At 42.6% G+C, this 24,177-nt stretch carries 28 protein-coding genes and 1 riboswitch; of the genes, 25 read left to right on the plus strand and 3 right to left on the minus strand.

Translation table 11 applies throughout. From position 1 onward, the window contains the following. Nucleotides 1–51: 51 nt before the first annotated feature. From CEF17_RS04535 to CEF17_RS04560, 6 genes are all read left to right on the plus strand, one after another. Nucleotides 52–486: a peptidylprolyl isomerase gene (locus CEF17_RS04535; RefSeq protein ID WP_100398476.1), complete on the plus strand. Its 435-nt coding sequence runs from the start codon at nt 52–54 to the stop codon at nt 484–486. Nucleotides 487–945: 459 nt separating this feature from the next. Then, nucleotides 946–1,094, plus strand: a riboswitch (FMN riboswitch). Between the two features lie 259 nt (nt 1,095–1,353). Next, on the plus strand, nt 1,354–2,448 hold the full coding sequence (gene ribD, locus CEF17_RS04540) for a bifunctional diaminohydroxyphosphoribosylaminopyrimidine deaminase/5-amino-6-(5-phosphoribosylamino)uracil reductase RibD (RefSeq protein ID WP_100398477.1): 1,095 nt from the start codon (nt 1,354–1,356) through the stop codon (nt 2,446–2,448). A gap of 1 nt (nt 2,449) precedes the next feature. Further along, nucleotides 2,450–3,100, plus strand: a complete 651-nt coding sequence (ribE, locus tag CEF17_RS04545) for a riboflavin synthase (protein WP_100398478.1) — start codon at nt 2,450–2,452, stop codon at nt 3,098–3,100. Between the two features lie 35 nt (nt 3,101–3,135). Next, nucleotides 3,136–4,329 (plus strand): bifunctional 3,4-dihydroxy-2-butanone-4-phosphate synthase/GTP cyclohydrolase II, encoded by a 1,194-nt coding sequence (locus tag CEF17_RS04550; RefSeq protein ID WP_100400789.1) that lies wholly within the window; start codon nt 3,136–3,138, stop codon nt 4,327–4,329. Between the two features lie 20 nt (nt 4,330–4,349). Further along, a complete protein-coding gene (ribH, locus tag CEF17_RS04555; RefSeq protein WP_100398479.1) occupies nt 4,350–4,823 on the plus strand; it encodes a 6,7-dimethyl-8-ribityllumazine synthase in 474 nt (157 codons plus the stop codon). Nucleotides 4,824–5,016: 193 nt separating this feature from the next. Next, entirely contained in the window at nt 5,017–5,382 is a 366-nt protein-coding gene (locus CEF17_RS04560) for a GNAT family N-acetyltransferase (protein ID WP_100398480.1), read from the plus strand. Between the two features lie 64 nt (nt 5,383–5,446). Here CEF17_RS04560 and CEF17_RS04565 read toward each other — a convergent pair whose 3' ends face one another. Then, nucleotides 5,447–5,974, minus strand: a complete 528-nt coding sequence (locus CEF17_RS04565) for a DUF309 domain-containing protein (RefSeq protein WP_100398481.1) — start codon at nt 5,972–5,974, stop codon at nt 5,447–5,449. A 437-nt stretch (nt 5,975–6,411) separates the two neighbouring features. Between CEF17_RS04565 and CEF17_RS04570 the strand changes: the two genes are divergently transcribed. From CEF17_RS04570 to CEF17_RS04585, 4 genes are all read left to right on the plus strand, one after another. Then, nucleotides 6,412–7,176, plus strand: coding sequence for a segregation/condensation protein A (locus CEF17_RS04570; protein ID WP_100398482.1), 765 nt, complete (start codon nt 6,412–6,414; stop codon nt 7,174–7,176). Further along, nucleotides 7,169–7,747 carry an SMC-Scp complex subunit ScpB gene (gene scpB, locus CEF17_RS04575; RefSeq protein WP_100398483.1) on the plus strand — a complete coding sequence of 193 codons (579 nt, stop codon included), beginning with the start codon at nt 7,169–7,171 and terminating at the stop codon, nt 7,745–7,747. The genes CEF17_RS04570 and scpB overlap by 8 nt, the downstream gene beginning before the upstream one ends. A gap of 193 nt (nt 7,748–7,940) precedes the next feature. Beyond that, on the plus strand, nt 7,941–8,858 hold the full coding sequence (locus tag CEF17_RS04580) for a superoxide dismutase (protein WP_232725413.1): 918 nt from the start codon (nt 7,941–7,943) through the stop codon (nt 8,856–8,858). A 151-nt stretch (nt 8,859–9,009) separates the two neighbouring features. Next, the gene (locus CEF17_RS04585; RefSeq protein ID WP_054636405.1) at nt 9,010–9,216 is read left to right on the plus strand and encodes a DUF1657 domain-containing protein; all 207 of its coding nucleotides are present in this window, start codon (nt 9,010–9,012) and stop codon (nt 9,214–9,216) included. Nucleotides 9,217–9,432: 216 nt separating this feature from the next. Here the strand turns inward: CEF17_RS04585 and CEF17_RS04590 are convergent, their stop codons facing one another. Next, on the minus strand, nt 9,433–10,116 hold the full coding sequence (locus CEF17_RS04590; protein WP_100398484.1) for a DUF421 domain-containing protein: 684 nt from the start codon (nt 10,114–10,116) through the stop codon (nt 9,433–9,435). Nucleotides 10,117–10,361: 245 nt separating this feature from the next. Here CEF17_RS04590 and CEF17_RS04595 point away from each other — a divergent pair, with 245 nt between their 5' ends. Genes CEF17_RS04595 through CEF17_RS04620 form a run of 6 tightly spaced genes read left to right on the plus strand, consistent with a single transcriptional unit; the run spans nt 10,362 to nt 13,788 of the window. Further along, nucleotides 10,362–10,823: a hypothetical protein gene (locus tag CEF17_RS04595; RefSeq protein WP_100398485.1), complete on the plus strand. Its 462-nt coding sequence runs from the start codon at nt 10,362–10,364 to the stop codon at nt 10,821–10,823. A 16-nt stretch (nt 10,824–10,839) separates the two neighbouring features. After that, complete coding sequence (spoVAC, locus tag CEF17_RS04600) at nt 10,840–11,319, plus strand: stage V sporulation protein AC (protein WP_100398486.1); 480 nt, start codon at nt 10,840–10,842, stop codon at nt 11,317–11,319. Further along, the gene (spoVAD, locus tag CEF17_RS04605) at nt 11,319–12,335 is read left to right on the plus strand and encodes a stage V sporulation protein AD (protein ID WP_100398487.1); all 1,017 of its coding nucleotides are present in this window, start codon (nt 11,319–11,321) and stop codon (nt 12,333–12,335) included. Before spoVAC ends, spoVAD begins: the two co-directional genes overlap by 1 nt. Nucleotides 12,336–12,337: 2 nt before the next feature. Further along, nucleotides 12,338–12,685: a stage V sporulation protein AE gene (gene spoVAE, locus CEF17_RS04610; protein WP_100400791.1), complete on the plus strand. Its 348-nt coding sequence runs from the start codon at nt 12,338–12,340 to the stop codon at nt 12,683–12,685. A gap of 11 nt (nt 12,686–12,696) precedes the next feature. Continuing rightward, nucleotides 12,697–12,903 carry a DUF1657 domain-containing protein gene (locus CEF17_RS04615; RefSeq protein ID WP_054637877.1) on the plus strand — a complete coding sequence of 69 codons (207 nt, stop codon included), beginning with the start codon at nt 12,697–12,699 and terminating at the stop codon, nt 12,901–12,903. Nucleotides 12,904–12,924: 21 nt separating this feature from the next. Continuing rightward, nucleotides 12,925–13,788, plus strand: a complete 864-nt coding sequence (locus tag CEF17_RS04620) for a DUF421 domain-containing protein (RefSeq protein WP_232725414.1) — start codon at nt 12,925–12,927, stop codon at nt 13,786–13,788. 31 nt (nt 13,789–13,819) lie between these two features. Here the strand turns inward: CEF17_RS04620 and CEF17_RS04625 are convergent, their stop codons facing one another. Beyond that, nucleotides 13,820–14,500 (minus strand): YetF domain-containing protein, encoded by a 681-nt coding sequence (locus CEF17_RS04625; RefSeq protein ID WP_232725558.1) that lies wholly within the window; start codon nt 14,498–14,500, stop codon nt 13,820–13,822. Nucleotides 14,501–14,682: 182 nt separating this feature from the next. Here CEF17_RS04625 and CEF17_RS04630 point away from each other — a divergent pair, with 182 nt between their 5' ends. From CEF17_RS04630 to CEF17_RS04670, 9 genes are all read left to right on the plus strand, one after another. Beyond that, nucleotides 14,683–15,822, plus strand: coding sequence for a D-alanyl-D-alanine carboxypeptidase family protein (locus CEF17_RS04630; protein ID WP_100400793.1), 1,140 nt, complete (start codon nt 14,683–14,685; stop codon nt 15,820–15,822). Between the two features lie 6 nt (nt 15,823–15,828). Continuing rightward, nucleotides 15,829–16,422, plus strand: a complete 594-nt coding sequence (locus tag CEF17_RS04635; RefSeq protein ID WP_100398489.1) for a nucleoside recognition domain-containing protein — start codon at nt 15,829–15,831, stop codon at nt 16,420–16,422. A 1-nt stretch (nt 16,423) separates the two neighbouring features. Further along, complete coding sequence (locus CEF17_RS04640) at nt 16,424–16,954, plus strand: spore maturation protein (protein WP_100398490.1); 531 nt, start codon at nt 16,424–16,426, stop codon at nt 16,952–16,954. A 174-nt stretch (nt 16,955–17,128) separates the two neighbouring features. After that, on the plus strand, nt 17,129–17,851 hold the full coding sequence (locus CEF17_RS04645) for a pseudouridine synthase (RefSeq protein ID WP_100400794.1): 723 nt from the start codon (nt 17,129–17,131) through the stop codon (nt 17,849–17,851). Between the two features lie 119 nt (nt 17,852–17,970). Beyond that, a complete protein-coding gene (resA, locus tag CEF17_RS04650; RefSeq protein WP_100398491.1) occupies nt 17,971–18,501 on the plus strand; it encodes a thiol-disulfide oxidoreductase ResA in 531 nt (176 codons plus the stop codon). A 15-nt stretch (nt 18,502–18,516) separates the two neighbouring features. Beyond that, nucleotides 18,517–20,181 carry a cytochrome c biogenesis protein ResB gene (gene resB, locus CEF17_RS04655; RefSeq protein ID WP_100398492.1) on the plus strand — a complete coding sequence of 555 codons (1,665 nt, stop codon included), beginning with the start codon at nt 18,517–18,519 and terminating at the stop codon, nt 20,179–20,181. A gap of 5 nt (nt 20,182–20,186) precedes the next feature. Further along, complete coding sequence (ccsB, locus tag CEF17_RS04660; protein WP_100398493.1) at nt 20,187–21,374, plus strand: c-type cytochrome biogenesis protein CcsB; 1,188 nt, start codon at nt 20,187–20,189, stop codon at nt 21,372–21,374. A 256-nt stretch (nt 21,375–21,630) separates the two neighbouring features. Then, nucleotides 21,631–22,347: a response regulator transcription factor gene (locus tag CEF17_RS04665; RefSeq protein ID WP_054637369.1), complete on the plus strand. Its 717-nt coding sequence runs from the start codon at nt 21,631–21,633 to the stop codon at nt 22,345–22,347. Then, the gene (locus CEF17_RS04670) at nt 22,347–24,131 is read left to right on the plus strand and encodes an ATP-binding protein (RefSeq protein WP_198508881.1); all 1,785 of its coding nucleotides are present in this window, start codon (nt 22,347–22,349) and stop codon (nt 24,129–24,131) included. The genes CEF17_RS04665 and CEF17_RS04670 overlap by 1 nt, the downstream gene beginning before the upstream one ends. Nucleotides 24,132–24,177 lie beyond the last annotated feature (46 nt).

Below are 24,177 nucleotides of genomic sequence, written 5' to 3' on the forward strand. Positions count from 1 at the left end.
ATAAACAGTGCCCTTCTTTGAAAGGGCCACTACATACAATGAGGTGAAGAAATGAAAAAAGGTACAATTTCTTTTGAAAACGGTGAGACAATCCATTTAGAATTCTTTGAAGAAGATGCTCCTGGCACGGTAGCTAATTTTGAAAAACTTGCAAATGAAGGGTTTTATAACGGTCTGACTTTTCACCGTGTAATTCCTGGCTTTGTAGCACAAGGCGGTTGTCCTCAAGGAACTGGGGCAGGCGGTCCTGGATATACAATCAAATGTGAGACAGAAGGAAACCCTCATAAGCATGAGAGAGGATACCTTTCAATGGCCCACGCTGGAAAAGATACGGGCGGAAGCCAGTTCTTTATCCTGTTTGAACGCCAGCCTCACCTGGATGGCGTCCACACTGTTTTTGCCAAGGTAACAGATGGACTTGAAACGGTAGACCGTATTCAAGGCGGAGACGTAATGAAGGAAGTTAAGGTGTGGGAAGAATAAGCACCCCATTAAAGGCTTCATTGCATAAACCTTTAGGTTGTCTATAAAAGGCTGGGACAAAACCCGGCGAAAGAGAAGAGCCCTCATCATCGTGAGAGCTCTTTTTTGTTTTCAAGATTCTATCAAAGGCACACTCGCATGTACCTGAAGGCGCAAGTGCGACATCCGTTCAAGCTTCATTTCATTCGCATTCACTTCTATACAGCTGGTAAGACTTCAGCTAACCGGGGATCAAACAGTTTTTGACATAGGGGAGGCAGTTTTGTATCAGACACTTCTTAACTGGTTGGGCTTGAGATCAGGACGTTCTTGTACAGCCATGTTTGATTTTCCAGTAACTAAAAAGGACTGAATGAAATGGGCGATAGAGAAAGATTTCTATGAATAAGTCTTCATTGTTGCTAGTTTAGCCGGATAATATGGTATACTAATTAAAAATTGAATATATCAAGCCATGCGGTTTGCCTTCGGGGTCGGGTGAAATTCCCAACCGGCGGTGATAAAGCGATATTCGCTTTTCAGTCCGTGACCCGTGTTTTCATTGAAGACCCGGTGGATCTGGTGAAACTCCAGAGCCGACAGTAAAGTCTGGATGGGAGAAGGAAAAACCGTGTTCACCTCTTTGCACTTATGTTGCTTGTTTTTTAACAAGCCGGATATCCTAGGGGGGAGTCTGTCCATTTAAGACTTTCACCTTCCAGGAAAGAGGCTTATTTGAACACGTGTATATTACTTACGTTCCCCTGAAGAAACCTTTTCTTCAGGGGATTTTTATTTATATAAGAAGCGGTGAAAGAGTGAGGGCCTTCTAGAAAAGCAAAGACCAATTGACCGCAGAAGGAAGCTTGATAGAAGGGGGAGCCATCCATGATAAATGATCAATCCTATATGAAACTAGCATTGGACTTAGCGGAAAACACAGAAGGACAAACTTCCCCAAACCCGGTAGTAGGCGCTGTCGTCGTGAAAGAAGGGCGTATTCTTGGAATGGGGGCTCATTTAAAAGCAGGGACAGAACATGCAGAGGTGCATGCTTTGGCAATGGCTGGAGATGAAGCAGCGGGAGCAGATATTTATGTAACCCTCGAACCTTGCAGTCATTACGGTAAAACTCCGCCCTGCGCGGATACAATTATTAATAAAGGAATTAAGCGCGCTGTTATAGCAACGTCCGATCCTAACCCTCAAGTTGCAGGAAAGGGTATACAGAAATTAAAGGAGGCGGGAGTCGAGGTTGTCCTTTACGTGGAAAAAGAAAGAGCAGACTGGCTGAATCGGAAATTTTTTCATTTTATGAAGGCGAAAACGCCCTATGTTACCTTAAAGTCGGCGACTTCTCTAGACGGAAAGACTGCTACGGTGACCGGTGAAAGCCAATGGATTACTGAAAAAGAAGCGAGGGAGGATGTTCATTATTCACGGCATACTCATGATGCCATCCTGGCAGGGGTTGAGACAGTGAAAAAGGATAACCCTTCGTTAACGACAAGGCTTCCTTCAGGAGGCGCCCACCCGATAAGAGTGATTCTCGATACAAATTTACGAACCCCCCTGCAGGCGAAAATGCTTCATGATGGGCTTGCTCCCGTATGGATCATTTGTGGAAGCGATAACGATGAACAAAAAATAAACCAGTATAAATCATTAGGTGCTGAAGTCATTAAAATGAGTCGCTCTTCTATCAGCCTTCAGGAGATGCTGAACGTTTTAGGAGAAAGAAATATTCAATCCCTTTATGTCGAAGGGGGCGCGACAGTTGCCGGGTCCTTTGTGGAAGAAAGGGCATTCCAGGAAGTGATTATGTATATGGCACCCAAGCTGATTGGCGGCAAAGATGCTCCTACGGCTGTAGGAGGAGCAGGGATAGCAAATATTAATGAAGCCATCGCTCTTGATATCATATCTGTCGAAAAAGCAGGAGACGACCTCAAAATAACCGCCCGGCCAAAGGAGGCTTTTTAAGATGTTTACAGGAATTATTGAAGAAAAGGGAACGATAAGGTCATTACATCAAAGCGGCGAGGCGATCGTCATGAGTATCGAAGCAAGAGAAATATTAACGGATGTCGGTCTTGGTGACAGTATCGCGGTGAACGGAGTATGCTTAACAGTTACTTCGTTTGATGACAGCCATTTTACTGTTGATGTTATGCCGGAAACAGTCAGAGCTACGAGTCTAAGGACATTAAAACCTGGTTCAAAAGTAAACCTGGAAAGAGCCATGGCAGCCGGCGGCAGATTTGGAGGTCACTTTGTTTCCGGCCATGTTGACGGAACAGGCGAGGTGCTTGCAAAGAAGCCGTTAGATAATGCAGTGTACTTTACCATTAAGGTACCAGCTCCTCTAACACCTTACATCATGAATAAAGGATCAGTCTGCATTGATGGAATAAGCCTTACCGTGTTTGGAATAGATCAACAGGAGCTGACACTTTCCATCATCCCTCATACTCTTTCGGAAACAATACTAGGGGAGAAGTCTGCTGGTGATCCGGTAAATATTGAGTGTGATATGCTTGCAAAATATGTTGACCGGCTGGTGGAAACAAAGCTTCAATCACCGAAAACAGGAAATATTAGTGAATCTTTTCTAGAGGAAAACGGCTTTAAATAGAATGGGCAGGAGAGTGAAAGACCATGACTGAAAAAATGTTTGATCCGATAGAGGAAGCGATTTATGAATTGATGCAAGGAAAGGTAGTTATTGTTTGTGATGATGAGGATCGTGAAAATGAAGGAGATTTTGTGGCTTTAGCAGAAAAAGTTACTCCTGAAACAATTAATTTTATGATTACTCACGGAAGAGGCCTGGTTTGCGCTCCAATTTGTGTAGATCGTGCAAAAGAGCTTGATTTGCAGACAATGGTAGACCATAATACTGATCCACACGGAACTGCTTTTACCGTGAGTATTGACCACAAAACAAATGCAACAGGAATATCTGCCCATGAACGAGCTGACACGATCCGGGCTTTAATCGCTAAAGACACCAAGCCTCATGATTTTAAAAAGCCTGGACATATATTTCCTCTTGTGGCCAAAAATGGCGGTGTGTTACGCAGAGCAGGGCATACAGAAGCTGCAGTGGATTTAGCCAGGCTCTCTGGAGCTGAGCCTGCAGGGGTTATTTGCGAAATTATTAAAGATGACGGGTCGATGGCGCGGGTCCCTGACTTGAGAAAAATTGCTGACCAGCATGAAATAAAAATGATAACCATTAAAGACCTGATTCAATACCGCCATAAAAAAGATAAATTAATCAGAAGAGAAACTGAAATTAAGCTTCCTACAGACTATGGAGATTTTAGAGCGGTAGGCTACACATCAATTGTGGATGAAAAAGAAAGCATTGCCCTCGTTAAGGGCCAGTTTGCTCCGGATGAGCCCGTTCTTGTTCGGGTGCATTCCGAGTGTTTAACAGGAGATGTATTTGGTTCCCACCGCTGTGATTGCGGACCACAGCTGAATGCTGCCTTGCAGCAGATAGAAAAAGCAGGAAAAGGTGTCTTGTTATATATGAGACAGGAAGGACGGGGGATAGGCTTAATTAACAAAATGAAAGCCTATAAGCTTCAGGAAGAAGGCTACGATACCGTTGAAGCAAATGAAAAGCTTGGATTCGGTCCGGACCTTCGTGATTATGGCATAGGAGCTCAGGTTTTAAGAGATCTTGGAATTTCCAAAATGAAGCTGCTGACTAATAACCCCAGGAAAATAACAGGTCTTAAAGGGTACGGACTTGAAGTTGTAGAGCGAGTGCCGTTAGAATTACCATATAACAAAGATAATGAAACTTATCTACGCACCAAACATTCTAAATTAGGACATATGCTGCATTTTTAGCAATGAAAGGGGAAATTGACATGGGAAACATTTATGAAGGTGAACTAGTAGGCACGGGCCAGAAAATTGGGATTGTGGTTGGAAGGTTCAATGAATTTATTACGAGTAAATTATTAAGCGGAGCAGAGAATACGCTTAAACGCCATGGCGTAAATGAAGAAAATATCGATATTGCCTGGGTACCGGGTGCATTTGAAATTCCTTTTGCAGCAAAGAAGATGGCTGAAACAGGGAAATATGACGCCATCATTACACTTGGAACTGTTATTCGCGGTTCTACTCCTCATTTTGATTATGTGTGCGGTGAAGCTGCAAAGGGAGTAGGTTCTCTTTCTCTTCAAACCGGGATTCCTGTAATATTTGGTGTCCTTACCACGGACACAATTGAGCAAGCGATTGAGCGTGCCGGGACGAAAGCAGGAAATAAAGGGGCAGAAGCAGCTGTGACAGCAATTGAAATGGCCAACCTTGATAAAAGCTTAAAAGAAGAGTAAAATAACGATAGCGTAAATGGCTAAGCAGTATAACATAAAAGGACAAACATCCTTAATGTGAGTCAAATTTCCTTGCCTGTAGGTGGTAAAATATGTCGTTTGAACCTTTTCTTTTGGTGATACACAGGTATAATTGAGGAAGAAGGAACAGCATATTAAGGTATAAGATCAACATGAGCAATGAGGGATGAAAATGTTCATCAAGTACAAATCTTCGTATAAAAAGATAGCTATGGGTCTTCTTTCTTTTATGCCTGAAGAAAAGGAAGTTAAGAAACTGCAGGAAACCATTCGTCTTTATGAAGAAGAGGAAAACAGGCAGCTGTATCTTTGGAAAGAAAACGATGACCTTGTAGGTGTAATCGGAATTTATATGCATGAAGATGGAACACCTGAACTCAAGCATCTTTGTGTAAACCCTTCGTTTCGAGATGAAGGAATTGGCCGGAAAATGGTGTCTGTTCTTTCGCAACGCTTAGGCTGTGAAATGGTTGGTTCTGAAGAAACATCAGGTTTTTTGAGCTGCTGTGAAAATGAAGTGAATCAAGAAGTGAATTAGAAGCTTGCAGGATTGTAAATGATAAGCATAATATAATAAGCATAAAAAAAACGGAAGGCGTAAGTTACGCCTTCCGTTCCTTTTCTTTGACATATTGTTGTTTAAGGCGTTCCTCAATCACTTCGGATCGGTCACGAAGAGTGTGTTTATGAATAATCATACCATTTTCGAAGTCGCTGTCGGATCCCCAGAGCGAGCCGATTTCCAAGGATTTTTGCTTGCAATAGGCAAGGAGATCCAAATCAGCGATTGGGAGGTTAAATTCCTCATAGTCCTTATATTCATACATATCCGTTAGCCTCTGTTCAAGCCTTTGAAGTAATTCCTCATATTGTAAGCCAAGGAGCTTCAAATTCTCGGCTTCTTTACTTAGAATGTTTATAGCGCTTGCCATCATACGAATGGCGCCAGAGAAATTATTCCTTCTTTGGTGGTATAAGGAAACGGCTACTTGTATTAAACCCACCCAGTGTGGATTTCTTTCTTCTTTCTTATCTTTCTTCCAGTGCTCTTCAAGAACCTCATGACATTCAAAGAAGTCTCTGGGCCCATGAAAGTATACGAGGTATTCGATATATGCGTTTGGATACATAGACAACAGAAACTCCTTTCTTACAAAGAAAACCGATAAGTTTAGCATGGCAATTATTATAACACATTTAATCCAGCTTCAATAGCTGGTTGCCTTTGTTAAGAAAGGTGTTATGTTATAATTTCAACAGTTTCAAGTAAAAACACACGGTGTTTTGCTGGAAAAAATATATTTTTTTACTAATTATTTTTTTATCTTTGTTCCATCTTGTTCGTCAAAGACGTTTGATAACACCTATAGGGGCAAGCAGACATCGATTTATACATTACTTTATTCGCGTTCCTCGGGCATGATCTCTGATTCCTCGGGAGCTCCCTGCGGGCTCGTGAGGCTCATGCTATTCCCGAAGGCGTCGCTCTTTTATCACAATGACACAAATTGTAAAAAATTAACATTCCCTTTTTAACAGAACCATTTTAAAAATCAGGTGATAAGACGTGAATTCATACAACGTAAAGATTGATGCTTTTGAAGGTCCCCTTGACCTCTTGTTACATTTGATACAGCAGGCAGAAGTTGACATTTATAACATTCCTGTTTCAGAAATAACCGAGCAGTATCTCTTGTACGTGCAGACAATGCAAGAGCTGGAATTGGATGTTGCCAGCGAATATCTAGTGATGGCTGCAACGCTGCTTGCTATCAAGAGTCAAATGCTCCTTCCAAAGCAGGAAGAAATGATAGACGAAGAACTGACTGAGGATTGGGAGGAAGACCCCAGGGAAGAATTAATGAGCCAGCTGCTGGAATATAAGCGATTTAAAGAAGCGGCGGGCACTTTAAAAAATCGTGAGGAACAAAGGAATCTTACATTTTCAAAGCCCCCGAGCACGATAGATAACAGCCAGACTTTAGAGGAAGATAACGAAATTGATACGAAACACCTTTCTTTATATGATATGATTCAAGCTTTTCAGAAGTTAAAAGAGCGTGTGCGGTACAAAAAGCCTCGCCAAACGAAGATTCGTTCCGAAGAAATTCCTTTAACTCAAAGGATGGACGAAATTCGAACATTGTTATCAAGACAAAAGGAACCTACTACTTTTTCAAAACTATTTGATTCCCCTGATAAATCTCATATGGTTGTAACTTTTTTGGCGGTTTTGGAATTAATGAAAGCTCATTCCATCTCATGCATGCAGATGGATAATTTTGAGGACATCATTATTATCAGCAGAGAGGGGGAGATACAAGATGAGTAACAAGGATATGCTGTCGGTGCTCGAAGGACTCTTATTTGTGTGCGGGGATGAAGGCCTAGCTGTGCCGGATGCGGTAAAAGCGTTAGACGGAGATGCCGGGGAAGTGAAAGAAGCGCTCCTTCTCCTTTCAAGCAACTATGAATATGAAGAACGTGGCCTGCAAATCAAGGAATTTGGCGACAGATTTTATATGATGACGAGAAAAGAACATGCTCCGTATTTTAAAAAACTGATTGACCAGTCAAGAAAAGGCAGTCTGTCACAAGCATCTCTTGAAACATTGGCTATCATTGCATATAAACAGCCCATCACAAGGGTGGAGATAGAAGAAATCCGGGGAGTGAAATCGGAGAAGCCGATGCAGACCCTGATTAGCAAAGGACTGGTTCAGGAAGCCGGAAGAGCGCAGAGTACAGGAAGGGCTATTTTGTATCAAACGACCCAGCGTTTTCTTGATGTTTTTGAGCTTTCCTCTTTAGATGAGCTTCCTCCGCTGCCTGAGGGAAAAGAAGAAAGTGAGGAAGAAGCAGACCTTTTCTTTGAAAGCTTTGAAGATACAATCAAGGAATAGGTCATCCTGTCCTGGTGCCAGGCACCACCTTTGCTTGTAATAGTAGTTCCTGTTGGATCAGACGTGGGCTCTTATTTATGTTACAGCGTTCCAAGGTGCCAGGCACCTCCCATAAAATAGGACCTGTCATTTTTAAGAGAATGGGACAACTCCTCACTCCATAAGTTTTAAAATAGAGAAAGGAGTGAGGCTCTTGTCCCAGCGGGAAGAATGGAATGAGTATCTTTATCGTGTAAAAGAGTGGATGGATGATTTGGAAGAATATATATACCATTCAAGAGTAGATGTGCAAAGTGACGAGCAGGAAGAAGCACCTATGGAAACGGAACTTTATCGCTTAAAAGAATCATGGCCGGAATCAATGGAAGAAGATAAGGAAAAGCTCGATTATTTCATAGAGCAGGTAGGAAAAACAGCAAAAGCATATGAACAATTTCAGAGCGGAGCAAGTGTAACGACTGAAAGCAGAGGGGAGACTCAGGATTACGTGCCCCCTGGAGAACACCGTCTTCCTCCTTTGCCTTATTCCTACGATGCGTTAGAGCCAGTGATCTCGGAAGAAATTATGAGACTTCATCATAGTGAGCATCACCAATCTTATGTCGATGGATTAAATAAAGCAGAAGAAGAAATGCAAAGGGCAAGAGAAACGGGAGATTTTGAACTGTTGAGATATTGGGAAAGGGAAGCTGCCTTTAATGGCGCCGGCCACTATTTACACACCATTTTTTGGAATAATATGAGCCCTGCTGGCGGAGAAGAACCTGGTGGTGAGCTCAGAGATTTCATTGAAAGAGATTTTGGCAGCTTTGAAGGATTTAAAGAGCATTTTAGTGAAGCTGCAAAAAAGGTCCAGGGTGTTGGGTGGGCTATTTTAGTGTGGGCTCCACGAGCCAGAAGACTGGAAATTCTCCAGGCTGAGAAGCACCATTATTTATCACAATGGGATGTCATCCCTCTTTTAGTACTGGATGTCTGGGAGCATGCCTATTACTTACAATACAAAACAGAAAAAGGGAATTACGTCGATAATTTCTGGTATGTCATTGATTGGGATGATGTGTCTGACAGATTTGAGAAAGCACGTCGTCTCCAGTGGGAGCCCTTTTAGCACGTCTGCACGATAGCTCGTTGTTTTAGCCTAGGTATAAAGAACCCGTCTTCGTTGGAAGGCGGGTTACTTAATGGAAAAGTATGACGCGCATATTGTACTTGGATTACTCCATATTAAATAAGGAATACGATAAAGGAGTGAGATAGGAATGACAGTTGGAACACAAATTAAACAAACATTAGCAGGTCTCAAAAGTGCACAAGCGAGTTTGGAGACCTTTGCTTTACAAACTGAAAATCAACAAGCAAAGCAAACATATCAAAATCTTGCGCAGCAAACTCAGAATATCGTGGACAGTTTAGATATGAGAATGAAGCAGGTGGAACAGGAAGAACCTCAATATTCCCAGCAATAGAAAACACTGTGTCAATTACCCAGGCTTTCTCTAAAGCTGGGTTTTTTATATTTTTTTCTTGTAGATGATGGTAAAAAATGTAAAACATCACACTCTCTTCTCCTTCGCTGACTCCTCGTCAGATTTGTCCCCCAAACCATTCCTTTTCTGAAAGACTCTTGAGAAAGCCAGGAAATGTAAGATCATCTGAATAGCCTTCCAGTGCGAGTGAGCTTTTTACTCATATTTTTGTATGTGCAAAGGCAGGGACCCGTTCCATTCAGCGTATAACACTCTCCTGATGTTAGGTATACCGGCTTTATTTAATTCATTTAAAATCTGGTCCTTGGTCCAGTTTATTTCTTTGAGGTTATCTTCTACCCATTCCCCGTCTAGAATGACACTCATAGGAAGATAAGAAGAGGTTTTAGGTATATTTAAATCTTCTTTTGTTGGCGTGGCAGCACGATCTGCTTTCATAACACTAACCGAACCATTCGCCTCTAAAATAGCATACTGTACATCTTTCAAGCTAAATATATCCTTATCCCGGAGAAGGTGCTGCAGTTGGTTTATGTCTAACTTATTGCTCTGTAACGCTTCATAATCTAATTGTCCGTTCCTAATTACAATCGTAGGTTTCCCTTCTAAAACATTTCTGGACCTTTTGAATTTCTGAGTGATTTTTTCAATTGTTGAAATGAGAACCGTCCAGACAAAGATGGCATAAAGAACGTATGTAACATGAATCTCTTTATCATAAATTGCATTCCCAACAAGTTCACCTAAAACTAAAGCAGAAATAAAATCAAAGGGGGTAAGTTGGGTAATTTGAGTTTTGCCTAAAAGCTTTGTAACCACTAAAAGAGCAAAGAAGCCTATGAGAAGCTCAACGGTTAAAAAAGCATAATTTGTATTCATATTCCATCAACTTCCATAGTGTTTTTTTATACTATTTCCCTCATTTTCCAAAAAATACAGGATTTACTCAAGAGTTTTAATCGATGAATGGACACAGAGTGGTAGATGTAATCAAAACGCTGTTCTGCAGACCAAAAAGAACAGCCCATCAGTTGATTTACAACATTCTCCAAATAAGAAATACATAAATGGAACTGAATTTTTCATACTAAAAGGAGAATGTAGATGGTTGGAGGTGCAGGTCAATGAAATTGAAACAACTAACATGTGTACTGCTGGTCATCGCTTCCATTGTTTTTACCACCGCTGGCTGCCAACAGCCTCCTGAAATATCCGGACATACAGAAGTGTCACCGCCAGAGCCTGTTAAAAATGCTGCGGCACCGCTTCAGGCGAGGGCCGAGGAAGCCAAAGCCATAATTCGGGCCATGGAAGAAGTGACAGATGTTACAGCAGTAAGTTTTGAAAAAGAGCTTTATATTGCACCGCAAGTGAAGCACAGTGCCCGTTTACGTCTGAAAGAGATTAGAGAAGCCGGTCACAGGAAGCTCACCAAGCGCTGGCCTGGAATGACGATTTATTTGTCCACGGACCAGAAAGCCTATATGGAGCTTGAAAAACTAGAAAGAGAGGTCCATCAGCGCCAGCTTAACAAAAGTGATATCAATAAACGATTAGGTAAAGTGGAAGAGTACATGAAGGGATAACAAGGGGGATAATAAGGTGGCTAATGAAAAAAAGAAAACTCTTACACCAGCCCAGCAGGAATATCAAACACTGGCGAAAGGAAGAGAACCTGAACGGCCTGTGGTGCAGAACTGCATTCGTGCTTTTTGGGTCGGAGGCCTTATTTGCTTTGTAGGACAAGGTATTCAAACTTTTTTTCTTCATTTTTTTGATTTTAATGAGCAGACAGCGGGCAATCCTACCGTTGCAGTGTTAATTATTCTATCAATTTTGTTGACTGGATTAGGTGTATACGATCGCTTTGCTCAATATGCTGGAGCTGGAACAGCGGTTCCTGTTACTGGGTTTGCCAATGCCATGGCAAGTGCGGCCATCGAGCATAGGACGGAAGGATATGTCCTGGGAGTCGGCGGTAACATGTTTAAACTGGCCGGTTCGGTAATTGTTTTTGGAAGTGTCGCTGCCTTTTTTATCGCTCTCATCAGAACCATTCTTATACAGTGGGGGGGATTATAATGTTAGCTGGCCGCCAGTCATGGGTGTTTGAAAACAAACCGGCAATCATTTCAACAGGAGTCGTTGGCGGTCCATTCGAAGGAAAGGGACCGCTAAGTAATGACTTTGACGCCCTTCATGAAGATTTGTGGATGGAACAGGATTCTTATGAAAAGGCTCAAAAAGTACTTATGGAGGAAGCTTTTCAATTTGCATTAGATAAGCAGGGTTTCTCCAAGGATCAAGTACAATTTGTCCTTGCTGGTGATTTAATAAACCAGATTACCGCGACAAGCTTTGCCTGCCGTACTTTAAGTATTCCGTATATAGGATTATTCGGGGCTTGTTCTACTTCTATGGAAGGCTTGGCTCTGTCTGCTTTCCTTATTGATAATGGAGGAGCCAATAATATACTAACAGGGTCCGCGAGCCATAATTCAGCCGTTGAAAAACAGTTCAGGTACCCAACCGAGTACGGGGCACAAAAACCACCTACAGCCCAGTGGACAGTTACAGCAGGAGGAGCGGCTCTCCTCTCTTCGAGCGGCACTGGTCCTAGAGTGACCGCAGCGACGATTGGGAAGGTTGTGGATATGGGTTTGTCCGATCCCTTTAATATGGGCGGGGCCATGGCACCCGCAGCAGTTGATACGATTGAGGCTCATTTTAGAGATCTTACTATTGAACCTGATTACTATGACTTAATTGTAACAGGTGACCTGGGTAAAGTAGGACGGCCTATCGCTTTAGATTTATTTGAAAAACATAACCTAAGTATTTCAGATGAAAAGTTTAAGGATTGCGGAATCATGATTTATAACGATGATCAGCCAGTGATCGCCGGGGGGAGTGGTTCCGGATGTTCAGCAGCCGTGCTATACGGCCATTTATTAAACCGAATGAGAAATGGGGACTATAAGAGGATTCTCGTAGTGGCAACCGGTGCATTGCTATCTCCTTTGACCTTTCAGCAAAAAGAGAGCATTCCATGTATTGCGCATGCCGTAGCCATTGAAAGCGAGGGGGCAAAGGGATGACAATGTTCATTAGTGCTTTTATTGTCGGAGGCCTTATTTGTGTGATCGGGCAGCTTATGATGGATGTAGGGAAATTGACACCAGCTCATACATTGAGCGCATTAGTGGTCTTCGGTGCCATCCTCGATGGCCTTGGTTTATATGAGCCTCTTATTGACTTTGCAGGTGCCGGGGCCACTGTTCCCATCACAAGCTTTGGTAATGCTCTTGTCCATGGGGCTATGGCAGAAGCAGAACAGCATGGCATTGTAGGTGTGGTTACAGGTATTTTTGAGGTAACAAGTGCAGGTATTTCTTCAGCGATCATTTTCTCATTTATCGCAGCTTTAATTTTTAGACCAAAGGGTTAGGAGGAACCATAATGACTGTTGCTTCCCAGGTAAAAGGTACGCTCGCACAGCTAAAAGGAATTGAAGCATCCTTGGAAAAGTATACAGCTGAATCTGAAAAAGCCGATCACAGAAAATTATTTCAGGACAACAAAGAGGTTGTAAGCCAGGTCATCGTCCAGATGGAGCAGCGAATATCTCTGCTTGAGCTGGAGGAACCCCAATATAAAGGGTTATAAAACAAATAGGAGGTGTCATGGATGCCTGGATGGGTAGAGGTGATGATTCGGTCCATTGTATTATTCGTATTAATTTTTCTGATAGCAAAAATGTGGGTGCGAAAACCTGTCGGTGAGTGGAGCGCCTTTGAAGGGATGCTATCGATAGCAGCTGGTGGAGCTGCAGGAGTATCAGCAGTTTATTTAGCTATCCCCCCTGCTTTTCCTGTTTTTGCTCTGCTGATTTGGGGATTTCTCCCATTTGCTCTGGCTTTTCTTGCTCTTCGAAGCGAAACCTTTAGATATTGGTATGAAGGAAAGCCCGTTGCCGTTATTCAAGATGGCAAGATATTAGAGGACCACATGAAAAAAAGCCAGCTTTCATCTGATCAGTTGTTAAGAAAGCTTAGGGAAAAGCAGGCATTTCAAGTCGCTGATGTAGAATTCGCTTTACTAGAACCTAATGGCGAGTTGAATGTTCTTCTTAAAAAAGAACAGCAGCCCCTGACTCCTAAAACAGCACAATTGGATGTTCCTTCTTTAAAAGAACCAGAAACAATTGTCCAGGACGGAGAAGTAAAAGACGAGGCACTGGCAAGAAGAGGATATTCCAGAGAGTGGCTTCAAACAGAAGTAGAAAAGCTGGGCATTACGATAGAAAATATTTTTTTAGCTCAGGTGGACGAACTGGGAGAGCTGCAAGTGGACCTGTTTGATGATAAGCTTCAGACCCCGCAGCCTATAGAAAAACCCCTCTTCCTGTCAGCAGTAAAAAAGTGTCAGGCAGATCTGGAGGGGTATGCGCTGGCAACAGATGATCAACAGGCAAAAGCAATGTATAGTAAGTCGGCAAAAGACCTTGAAAAAGTATTGAACGCTCTTCGCCCGATTTTGTCACAAACGTAAAAACACCTGGTGGGATTCCACCGGGTGTTTTTTAGTGGCGGGGAAAAGTTTCAGGTTCTTTTTCCTTCTGTCTCGTAACATAAAGCTTTTTTTGCTGATCGACAGCTGCAAAGAAGACATCTTCTGTTCGGTAGATTCCTTTTTTTCGAAGAACAGTGGCAAGCCAGTCAGCTGTAATTCCGCATTCTTTCAGGGTTTTTTGATCTATCTTTCCATCCAGGATAAGAGGAAAAGACAGCTCGTCACCTTTATCTTTATCCTCTCCCGCACTATTTGCAGAAAGTACACTTAATTGGCCGTTGCTTTCAATGATGGCTTGCTTAACTTGCCCTATATGGAAATTTCCTTTCTCTCTTAACATCCCCAGGACATTATCGATAGAATAACGGATCTTCTTCATGTTTTCAGGAAGGAATTTCCCATTGGCGATGACCATCGTAGGCTCGAAGGTGATCTTTTTTCCCAATGTTCTCCAGCGTATGGATACTCGTGAGACGAATCTTTGAAACAGCCCGATAATCACGAGAGCCCATGCTGTATGAGCATGGGAAACAGAAGGATCAGCAATGTCAGCTCCGGTTACAGAAGCGAGGGTAATAATAATAAGAAAATCAAATACAGGCATTTCGCCTATGGAACGTTTGCCCATGTACAAGGTAATAACAAGTAAAAGAGGAAAAATAGTTATGATCCGCAAGAGAACAGTAAGCATTTCTGAAAGAAACGTCTCCGTTATTTCCTGCACCCCCTTTTCTTTGTATTGTGGGCCTTCCTTTCTTTTTTTATGAGCCATTCATAAACAACGGCTTAATACATAGAATGTACAAACAAGCTGAGCTTGTATCATTGTTCTCCTCAAGGAGAAATAGAAACAGGAAGGAAGCTGGGGTGGAGATGAAACGAAGATTATATGGATCACTGCTTGTTTTTTTCATTCTTTTTCAAATATTTCCTTCTGCTGCTGAGGCTGCCCCATTTGAAGTGTCGGGAAAGGGAGCTGTCTTGATGGAAGCTGAATCAGGACGGGTGGTGTATGAAAAAAATAAAGATCAACAGATGCGTATTGCCAGCATTACAAAAATTATGACGGCAATTATAGCGATTGAATCAGGGAAGCTGGATGAAACAGTGAAGGTAAGCGGAAATGCAGCTTATACGGAAGGGTCGTCCCTGTACTTAAAGCCAGGAGAGAACATTAAACTAGAAGATCTTGTATTTGGACTGATGCTACGTTCTGGAAATGATTCAGCGGTAGCCATAGCCGAGCATGTAGGCGGGAGCCTTGATGGCTTTGTTTTTTTAATGAATGAAAAAGCACAGGAAATAGGAATGACAAATACCCGCTTTGCTAATCCACATGGGCTGGATGATCATGAAGAGCATTATTCAACGGCTTATGATATGGCTCTGCTTACAAAGTACGCCATGAAGAATGAAAAGTACCAGGAAGTGGCAGGAACCAAAACGTACCGTGCTCCCCAGGAAGGGGAAGATTGGGACAGGGTATGGAGCAATAAAAATCGTCTTCTAACACAGTTGTATGAGTATTGTACCGGAGGGAAAACAGGTTATACAAAACGAGCGGGAAGAACACTTGTCACCACAGCTGAAAAAGACGACATGTCTCTCATCGCAGTAACAATTAATGCTCCTTCTGATTGGAATGACCATATAAAGATGTATGAATGGACTTTTGAAAATTACGATATGGAAGTTCTTGCGAAAGAAGGGCTGCTAAAGGAAACAGATGATCCTTTTTACGACAAAAAAGTGCTCATCCCTTATACGTATCGCTACCCCCTGACAGAGGAGGAGAAAAGGAACGTAAAACAACAAATTGTATTGTATGAACCCCCATCAGAAGAGAGAGCAGATTCATACATTCCTCCCCAGCCAGTGGGAAAGCTTGAGTACTCCTTGAACGGAGAGCCTTTTCATGCGATTGCCTTATACTTTAAGAGAGATACATCATCTGATAAAGAGGAAGGATTCTGGGCGAAATTGAGGGGTCTGTACAGGGCCTTATCGGAGTGAGTCATAATGATAAACATCATCTGGGCTTCCATGCTGATCATTGGTTTCATTGTTGCGGCTGCTACCGGGAAAATGGAAGAGGTCAATCAAGCTGTATTTAAGGGTGCTGAAGAAGCAGTGGTGCTATGTATCGGTTTAATCAGTATTCTGGCATTCTGGCTTGGGCTGATGAAAATAGCCCAGAAAAGCGGCCTGCTTGATTTACTTGGCAGGATGCTTTCCCCTGTTGTCAGCAGGCTTTTTCCAGAGGTACCCAAGAATGATCCGGCCATGGGTTATATTATTTCAAACATGACTGCTAATTTATTTGGGCTTGGTAATGCGGCGACTCCTATGGGGATTAAAGCAATGGAAGAGCTAAAGCGCCTCAATAACGGGAGGGATGAAGCGAGCCGTTCGATGATTACACTTATGGCACTAAATACAGCGAGCCTTACCCTTATTCCCACCACTGTCATTTCCATTCGAATGAATTACGAGTCAGCCAACCCCACAGAAATCGTCGGAACTACTATTATTGCTACGGCGTGTTCCACGGCCGCCGCTTTATTAATTGACCGTTACTTTTACCACCGCCGGCTAGTGAAAAGGAGAAGGTAATATGGAATGGGTCACCTTAATTTCCACATGGATTATCCCGATTATCATAGGAGGTATTCTTTTTTTAGGTACGATGAAAAGAGTGCCTACTTATGAAACGTTTGTGGAAGGGGCTAAGGAAGGATTTGGACTGGCGGTCTCCATTATTCCCTATCTTGTTGGCATGCTGGTTGCTATTTCAGTATTCAGGGCTTCAGGTGCAATGGATTTGCTTATTTCCTGGATACAGCCTATTCTTGGCGTTTTCGGTGTTCCTGCAGAAATTGTCCCTCTTGCCCTGATCAGGCCTATTTCAGGCACAGGAGCGTTAGGAATGACCAGTGATTTGATTGCCACCTACGGGCCAGATTCATTGATCGGACGTCTTGCTTCAACCATGCAGGGGAGCACAGATACTACCCTGTACGTTCTGACTGTATATTTCGGAGCAGTGGGAATTAAGAAAATGGGCGATGCCTTAAAAGTTGGCCTGCTTGCAGATCTGGCGGGAATCATTGCTGCCATTGTCATTGTCCTTCTCGTTTTTTCCTGATTCTTCCTTTACTAAAAACAATAAATAGAGAATTACTCTGACTTGGCGTCTGCCAAGCTTTTTTTATGTTTGGCCGGGAAAAACATGGTATGCTGTGATAGGCAGTTTGCTCTAATCGTTGAGAACTTGAGAATTGATTAGGATGTAGGTATGATGATGAATGAGGTGAAAGCCATGGAACGTTTACAAAAAGTAATCGCGAATGCTGGGGTCACATCGAGAAGAAAAGCAGAGGACCTCATTAAAGAAGGAAGAGTTGAAGTAAATGGAAAGAAGGTTACAGAACTTGGAACAAAAGTTACGCCAAATAAAGATGAAGTAAGGGTTGACGGTATACCTATCGATAAAGAAGAACCTGTCTATTACGTTCTCTATAAACCCAAGCAAGTGATATCAGCGGTAAATGACGACAAAGGCCGCAAAGTCGTTACTGATTTCTTGCCTGAGGTAGAACAAAGAATATTCCCGGTCGGCCGTCTAGACTATGATACTTCTGGTCTGCTCCTTCTTACGAACGATGGAGAGTTTGCAAATTTATTAACTCATCCAAAGAACAAGGTCAATAAAACTTACATTGTAAAAGTGGAAGGAAAACCAAGTAAAGATGCTTTGACTCAATTAGCCAGAGGCATTCAGTTGGAAGACGGGAAAACGGCACCTGCTAAGGTCAAATTTCAATCAGGGAATAAAAAGAGAAACACTTCTATTATTGAAATAACAATACATGAGGGTAAAAACAGGCAAGTGAGAAGGATGTTTGAAGCGATAGGTCACCCTGTATTGAAGCTGAAAAGGGAGAAATACGGCTTCCTGACTTTGGAAGGTATGGAACCCGGGGAAGCAAGGGCGCTTAAGCCAATAGAAGTTAAAAAGCTTAGGGAGCTTGCTGTCACATAAGTTTCAAAAGGCAGTCACCCATAAACAGACAAGTAACGTTATAATAATATTGGCGTAAGAAAAGATGTCGATTGATCACTTATTTTCTTTATTTTATGAGGTGGCAGGAGGAAGGAAAAATGAATAAAAAACGCAGGCTTATCGTTAGAAGTACTGTGTTATCCGCCATAGCGGCAGCTCTGTTGTATACGTTTTACATGAACTTTTTCTCTGAGCAGGAGGTAGTAGCTGAAGGGGATCAAGCCATTAATTTCGTCCTTCAAAACCTGGAAGGAGAGAGGGTAGAGCTTGCAGATTATGAAGGCCAGGGGGTTTTTCTTAACTTTTGGGGAACCTTTTGCCCTCCATGTGAACGAGAAATGCCCTATATGGAAAACCAGTATCAAGTCTTTAAGGATCAAGGTGTAGAAATACTTGCTGTCAACGTAAATGAATCTGAGCTGGTGGTTCAGCGTTTTGTATCTCGCCACAACCTTACCTTTCCAATCTTACTTGATAAAGGAAATAATATTGTAGATGCCTATGGAATCGGCCCTTTGCCTTCAACGCTGCTCATAGATGAAAATGGAACAGTCGTGGGCAAGCATGTGGGACAGATGACAGAAGATATGGTAGCAGAATTTATGGAAAAGATTAAGCCTGAACAGTAGTTACGAGGTGTTCAAATGAGCAACAAGGTAAAATGCGATAACTGTAGTCATGTGAACCCATATGGCACTCAGCTGTGCGAATCCTGCGGAAAGCCTTTGGAGGAAGCAGCTGAAAACAAAGAAGTTATTAATATGCGTTATGAAGGAGTAGCACGAAGATCACAAACCTATAACAAAACGATAGTCGATAAAGTATGGAATTTCTTTTCGTCGGTAAAGGTAGGTATTTGGCTGATTGTTTTAACTCTGCTCGCTTCAATTCTGGGAACCATTTTCCCTCAGGAAATGTACATTCCTCCAGGAGAGGATCCATCCATTTATTACAGGGATGAGTATGGAATAGCCGGCCAGGTTTATTATGAACTGGGGCTCCATAACATGTACGGTTCGTGGTGGTACATGGCGTTAGTGGCGGGTCTTGGAATCTCGCTTCTTATTGCAAGTATTGATAGAGTAGTACCCTTGCACAGAGCTTTAAAAACCCAAAGAGTCACTCGTCACGAAGGTTTTCTAAAAAGACAAAGAGTTTATGGGAAAAACAAGGTATCTGATAAAGAAGAAGCTTTTGCGAAGGCTAAAGACATTCTCGAGAAGAAGAAGTACAAAATCACAGAAGAAAATGGAAACTTGTTAGCGGAAAAAGGTAGATTTTCAAGGTGGGGACCATATGTGAACCATCTCGGACTTATCATTTTTCTTATCGGTGCCATGCTCCGCTTCTTCCCCGGCATGTACGTGGACGAACATGTGTGGGTGCGTGAAGGGGAAACACAAGTTATTCCAGGCACAGGCGGTCAGTATTACCTTGAAAATGAAGAGTTTTTTGTTGAGCTGTATGATGAGGATGATGAAACGTTTGGAGCTGCTATTGAAAGAGCCGGAGGCCCAGTCGTTGAAACATTCCAGACCAATGCTGTTCTCTATGAAAGGGAAGCAGGGGGAACCGTTGGTGCGGAAAGTGATTTAACGGAAATCGCACGCCAGGAGATCCGTGTGAATGAACCGATGAATGTAGATAACTTTTCCTTATACCAGACCGATTATAAGCTCAATGAATTCAGCATGATGAGCTTTACGATGGAGAACAGGGAAACAGGAGAGGCCCTCGGGCAGATTGACATCGACCTTTATAACCCTGAAGATTCATATGATCTCGGTGACGGTTACAGTGTTGTCATTTCTGATTATTTTCCAAACTTTTTCTTTGATGATGACGGTATTCCTTCTACTGAATCCAGGATTCCTGATAATCCGGCATTCATTTTCCAAATGCATGGTCCTGACGTAGATGACGAAGGAGAATACGCCTTTGTCGCGATCCAGCAGAATATGGATGTGTTCGGAGAAAATCAGTATGAAATGAGCTTTGCAGGAGTCGAAACCAACAATGTGACGGCCTTGACTGTTCGCAAAGACTTGACCCTTCCTTATATCATTGTCGGAGGCATTATCTTTATGATCGGTCTCGTTCAAGGCTCCTACTGGTCTCACCGGAGAATCTGGCTTCAATACAATGGGAGCGAAGTAATGGTAGCCGGCCACACGAATAAAAACTATCAGACTCTAAAGCGAGATATACAGTCTGTAACTGATGAGACAGACATAGAAATGCCTGCCGATCAAACGGCTGAAAAAGAAGAAAAAGAGCTGGATGAGAAAATTGAAAGTACGAAGGAGTGAGGGCAATGGCCGCACTTAGTGGAAATTTATTATTAGTCGCCTTTTTTTGCTACCTTGCTGCTACAATATTTTTTGCTGTCTCTGTGACAGGTAAAAAATGGCGTAACAAGGAAGGAGAAATGTCTGGAAACCGCTGGGGGCGATTAGGTTTTATTGCTTCTATTATTGGTTTGATTTTTGCCTTAGGCTATTTCTTTACCCGCTGGTCGGTAGCCGGGCATCCTCCTGTAAGTAACATGTTTGAATATACAACCTTTTTAGGGATCTGCATGGGGCTTGCTTTTATCATTCTCTATGCTATTTATAAGTACGATGTCCTCGGCTTGTTTACGATGCCGATTGTGATGCTGATTATTGCATATGCTTCCATTTTCCCAAGAGAAGTGGATCCATTAATACCGGCATTGCAGTCCTACTGGCTTCATATTCACGTCATTACGACTGCCATTGGCCAGGGGATCCTTGCGATAGGTTTTGCAGCAGGTCTTGTATACCTTGTTCGTACGCTTGACTTTACCCAGCGTAACAAGAAGACTTTTTCTCTTGAGCTGATTATGTATTCTTTAATCAGTGTGCTCGGTTTTGTCATCATTACCAATGTATTTAACCTTATGGACTATGAGGCGACATTTCAGTACGTAAATGAGCAGGGAGCAGAGGCGGAAATTACGTATGAGCTTCCTGCATTGATCGGACCGAATGAAGGCGAGCTGATCAGCGAAGACCGAATGAATCCCTTCGTCTTTATGCCGGAATGGCTTCGGAGTGACGACTTAAATACGGTTGTTTGGGCTCTAGCTTCTGGTCTTATCCTTTACGGGGGATTACGATTAGGGTTTAGAAAACGGATTGGTGGAGCTATCCAGCCCATTTTAAAAGGAGTTAATCCCCAAATGGTCGATGAAGTCAGCTACCGGGCCATTGCGATTGGCTTTCCTGTCTTTACTCTCGGTGGATTGATCTTTGCCATGATTTGGGCTCAGATTGCCTGGACAAGATTTTGGGGCTGGGATCCAAAAGAGGTGTGGGCGCTCATTACATTCCTGTTTTATGCAGCCTATCTCCACCTGCGTCTTTCAAGAGGATGGCACGGTGAAAGGTCTGCCTGGCTGTGTGTGATTGGGTTTGCTATTATTATGTTTAACTTAATCTTTGTAAATCTTGTCATAGCAGGGCTGCACTCGTACGCTTAATAATATTTTCCTCCCGTTTTACGGGAGGATTTTTTAAAAGAGGTCAAGAAATGCTGTGTGCATAACGTAAAGAAATCGGAAGGTGCTAAAAGTACATTTAATTTATGCTCTTTTCCTTATCATGTTAGAATGGTCATGGAAGAAATAAAATGACTCCAGTCATTTTATACGGTGCGAATGGGATGTATTCATATGTTCATTATGTGACGAGTCATGAAGACTAACAGTTTAGGAAGAGGATTAGGAGGCAAGCGATATGAGTAAGGAAGCAAGAATATTGGTAGTCGACGATGAGGATCGTATCCGCCGTCTACTGAAAATGTATTTAGAAAGAGAAAATTATGAAGTTGAGGAAGCCGATCATGGAGAACAAGCGTTAGAGTTAGCATTAAACGAAGAATATGATCTTATCTTACTGGATATTATGATGCCTGGCATGGATGGAGTAGAAGTGTGCCAGGAGCTTCGAAAAACAAAAGCGACCCCAGTGATCATGCTCACAGCTAAAGGAGAGGAAGCAAACAGGGTGCAAGGGTTTGAAGTAGGAACGGATGATTATATTGTGAAGCCATTCAGCCCCCGTGAAGTCGTGTTAAGGGTAAAAGCTCTCCTTAGACGCTCTTCCACAACAAAGTTCCTCCAAACAGAAACGCAAACAAAGGATGTATTGGTCTTTCCTTATTTAACCATTGATAATGATGCCCATAGAGTATCCGTTGAAGGTGAAGTGATAAACCTGACTCCAAAGGAGTATGAACTTCTTTACTACCTTGCTCAGTCACCAGATAAAGTCTTTTCACGAGAGCAGCTGTTAAAAGATGTATGGAACTATGACTTTTTCGGTGACTTGAGAACAGTAGATACTCATATAAAAAGGCTCCGTGAAAAACTAAGCCGCGTGTCAGAAAATGCTGCAAATATGATTTCTACCGTATGGGGAGTAGGTTACAAATTTGAGGCTGTGAACGAATAATGCTGTGGAGAAGCGTTGTTGGTAAGCTTTGGCTTACCATCCTTTTACTTGTATCAGTCGTCCTGCTTCTCCTGACAGTTCTTCTCCTGCAGTTTTTTGAAGGGTTCCATATAAATGAGGCGGAAGAGCAGCTGACAAATCATGCGAATGTAATCGCTTCTTTAATGGAGGAGTTTGATGACGACATAGAAGCACTTGAAACAATTGAAGGGATCGCCGCCTCATACGAAACGAGGCTGACAATCTTTGAAGGCACGGAACACATCTGGTCCTCAACCGCTGAGGACCCTTATAATGTCTACCTGCCCTCAGACATTTTCTTAGAAAATGAGATCCTCTCAAGGGTCATTACTGAAAATGAAAGTGTCGTCACCCACGGGGATTTTCCGGTATATGAAAATGGTGAAGAAATCCATAATGAGATTTTTGTGGTCGGTATCCCTCTGGAAATGGGAGAGGATGATGGAGCATTATTTCTTTATCAGTCTCTTGCTGTAATAGAGGATACGACAGGAGTGACAAGGCAGATTATCCTTCTTTCTGCGGGAATTGCTATTATTTTAACGACTATTTTTGCATTTTTTCTCTCAAGCCGAATTACTGCCCCCCTCCGAAAAATGAGGCAGGTAACACTTGAAGTAGCAGAAGGGAAGTTTGACACAAAGGTTCCAACACTCACTAACGATGAAATTGGGCAGCTTGCTAATGCCTTTAACCGAATGCGCCGGGAATTAAACAGAAGCGTAACCCAGGTTAATCAAGAAAAAGAGCAGCTTTCCCGAGTTTTAAGCAGTATGGCCGACGGGGTAGTAACGATTGACCGCAAAGGAAGCATTTTGATTACTAATCCTCCTGCAGATCGTTTTCTTCAAGCCTATTATTATGAAATGGGTGGAGAATTAACACTGGAAAAGCTGCCAAAGGATATGAAAAAGCTCTTCCAGCAGGTAGTAGCGATCGAGCGGGAACAAGTAACTGAAATTGATTTGCAAGGACGGCACTATGCGATTATTATGACACCTCTATACGATGGCACCTTTGTGAGAGGGGTCGTCGTGCTGATAAGAGACATGACAGAGGAGAAGCAGCACGATAAGCTAAGAAAGGACTTTATTGCCAATGTATCCCATGAGCTCAGAACCCCGATATCGATGCTTCAAGGGTATAGTGAGGCAATTATTGATGATATTGCAGCTACAGATGAGGAGAAAAAGGAGCTTGGCCAGATTATATATGAAGAGTCTCTCCGAATGGGTAGACTGGTCAATGAGCTTCTTGATATTGCTCGTATGGAGGCCGGCCATATTCAATTAAATAAAGAGCCGATTCAGATCCATGAAATGAGCGCAAAAATAACCAGAAAGTTTCACGGCCTGGCTAAAGAAGCGGGAGTCAATCTTCAAACCGAAGTTACCGGAGAAGAGCCTGTGATGGATGTTGACCCAGACAGATATGAGCAGGTGCTGACGAACTTAATTCATAACGCCATTCGTCATACGGAGGCTGGCGGAACGGTGACACTTCGTGTGGAAACAGACCAATCCGGAGTTTCTGTTGATGTGGAGGACACTGGATCAGGTATACCAGAAGAAGACCTGCCCTTTGTGTTTGAACGTTTTTATAAGGCAGATAAAGCCAGAACTCGGGGCCGCTCAGGAACGGGCCTTGGCCTTGCTATCGCAAAGAATATTGTGGAGGGACATAACGGCCAGATTTCTGCTCACAGTAAAGTGGAGGAGGGCACGACTTTTACCTTTCATATACCAAGAGAAGACGTTCAATAACCTCGGTAGTTATTTGTCTTCCTAGTGCTGTTGAAAAGAGAATTAT

The organism is Bacillus sp. FJAT-44742, assembly GCF_002797315.1.
Classification (GTDB): Bacteria; Bacillota; Bacilli; order Bacillales; family Marinococcaceae; genus Thalassorhabdus; species Thalassorhabdus alkalitolerans.

What these genes read in the sequence shown, in the direction of transcription:
- CEF17_RS04535 (WP_100398476.1), top strand. Translation starts at nt 52, where the DNA reads ATGAAAAAAGGTACAATTTCTTTTGAAAACGGTGAGACAATCCATTTA.
- ribD (WP_100398477.1), top strand. Translation starts at nt 1,354, where the DNA reads ATGATAAATGATCAATCCTATATGAAACTAGCATTGGACTTAGCGGAA.
- ribE (WP_100398478.1), top strand. Translation starts at nt 2,450, where the DNA reads ATGTTTACAGGAATTATTGAAGAAAAGGGAACGATAAGGTCATTACAT.
- CEF17_RS04550 (WP_100400789.1), top strand. Translation starts at nt 3,136, where the DNA reads ATGTTTGATCCGATAGAGGAAGCGATTTATGAATTGATGCAAGGAAAG.
- ribH (WP_100398479.1), top strand. Translation starts at nt 4,350, where the DNA reads ATGGGAAACATTTATGAAGGTGAACTAGTAGGCACGGGCCAGAAAATT.
- CEF17_RS04560 (WP_100398480.1), top strand. Translation starts at nt 5,017, where the DNA reads ATGTTCATCAAGTACAAATCTTCGTATAAAAAGATAGCTATGGGTCTT.
- CEF17_RS04565 (WP_100398481.1), bottom strand. Translation starts at nt 5,974, where the DNA reads ATGTATCCAAACGCATATATCGAATACCTCGTATACTTTCATGGGCCC.
- scpB (WP_100398483.1), top strand. Translation starts at nt 7,169, where the DNA reads ATGAGTAACAAGGATATGCTGTCGGTGCTCGAAGGACTCTTATTTGTG.
- CEF17_RS04585 (WP_054636405.1), top strand. Translation starts at nt 9,010, where the DNA reads ATGACAGTTGGAACACAAATTAAACAAACATTAGCAGGTCTCAAAAGT.
- CEF17_RS04590 (WP_100398484.1), bottom strand. Translation starts at nt 10,116, where the DNA reads ATGAATACAAATTATGCTTTTTTAACCGTTGAGCTTCTCATAGGCTTC.
- CEF17_RS04595 (WP_100398485.1), top strand. Translation starts at nt 10,362, where the DNA reads ATGAAATTGAAACAACTAACATGTGTACTGCTGGTCATCGCTTCCATT.
- spoVAD (WP_100398487.1), top strand. Translation starts at nt 11,319, where the DNA reads ATGTTAGCTGGCCGCCAGTCATGGGTGTTTGAAAACAAACCGGCAATC.
- spoVAE (WP_100400791.1), top strand. Translation starts at nt 12,338, where the DNA reads ATGTTCATTAGTGCTTTTATTGTCGGAGGCCTTATTTGTGTGATCGGG.
- CEF17_RS04615 (WP_054637877.1), top strand. Translation starts at nt 12,697, where the DNA reads ATGACTGTTGCTTCCCAGGTAAAAGGTACGCTCGCACAGCTAAAAGGA.
- CEF17_RS04620 (WP_232725414.1), top strand. Translation starts at nt 12,925, where the DNA reads ATGCCTGGATGGGTAGAGGTGATGATTCGGTCCATTGTATTATTCGTA.
- CEF17_RS04625 (WP_232725558.1), bottom strand. Translation starts at nt 14,500, where the DNA reads ATGCTTACTGTTCTCTTGCGGATCATAACTATTTTTCCTCTTTTACTT.
- CEF17_RS04630 (WP_100400793.1), top strand. Translation starts at nt 14,683, where the DNA reads ATGAAACGAAGATTATATGGATCACTGCTTGTTTTTTTCATTCTTTTT.
- CEF17_RS04635 (WP_100398489.1), top strand. Translation starts at nt 15,829, where the DNA reads ATGATAAACATCATCTGGGCTTCCATGCTGATCATTGGTTTCATTGTT.
- CEF17_RS04640 (WP_100398490.1), top strand. Translation starts at nt 16,424, where the DNA reads ATGGAATGGGTCACCTTAATTTCCACATGGATTATCCCGATTATCATA.
- CEF17_RS04645 (WP_100400794.1), top strand. Translation starts at nt 17,129, where the DNA reads ATGGAACGTTTACAAAAAGTAATCGCGAATGCTGGGGTCACATCGAGA.
- resA (WP_100398491.1), top strand. Translation starts at nt 17,971, where the DNA reads ATGAATAAAAAACGCAGGCTTATCGTTAGAAGTACTGTGTTATCCGCC.
- resB (WP_100398492.1), top strand. Translation starts at nt 18,517, where the DNA reads ATGAGCAACAAGGTAAAATGCGATAACTGTAGTCATGTGAACCCATAT.
- ccsB (WP_100398493.1), top strand. Translation starts at nt 20,187, where the DNA reads ATGGCCGCACTTAGTGGAAATTTATTATTAGTCGCCTTTTTTTGCTAC.
- CEF17_RS04665 (WP_054637369.1), top strand. Translation starts at nt 21,631, where the DNA reads ATGAGTAAGGAAGCAAGAATATTGGTAGTCGACGATGAGGATCGTATC.
- CEF17_RS04670 (WP_198508881.1), top strand. Translation starts at nt 22,347, where the DNA reads ATGCTGTGGAGAAGCGTTGTTGGTAAGCTTTGGCTTACCATCCTTTTA.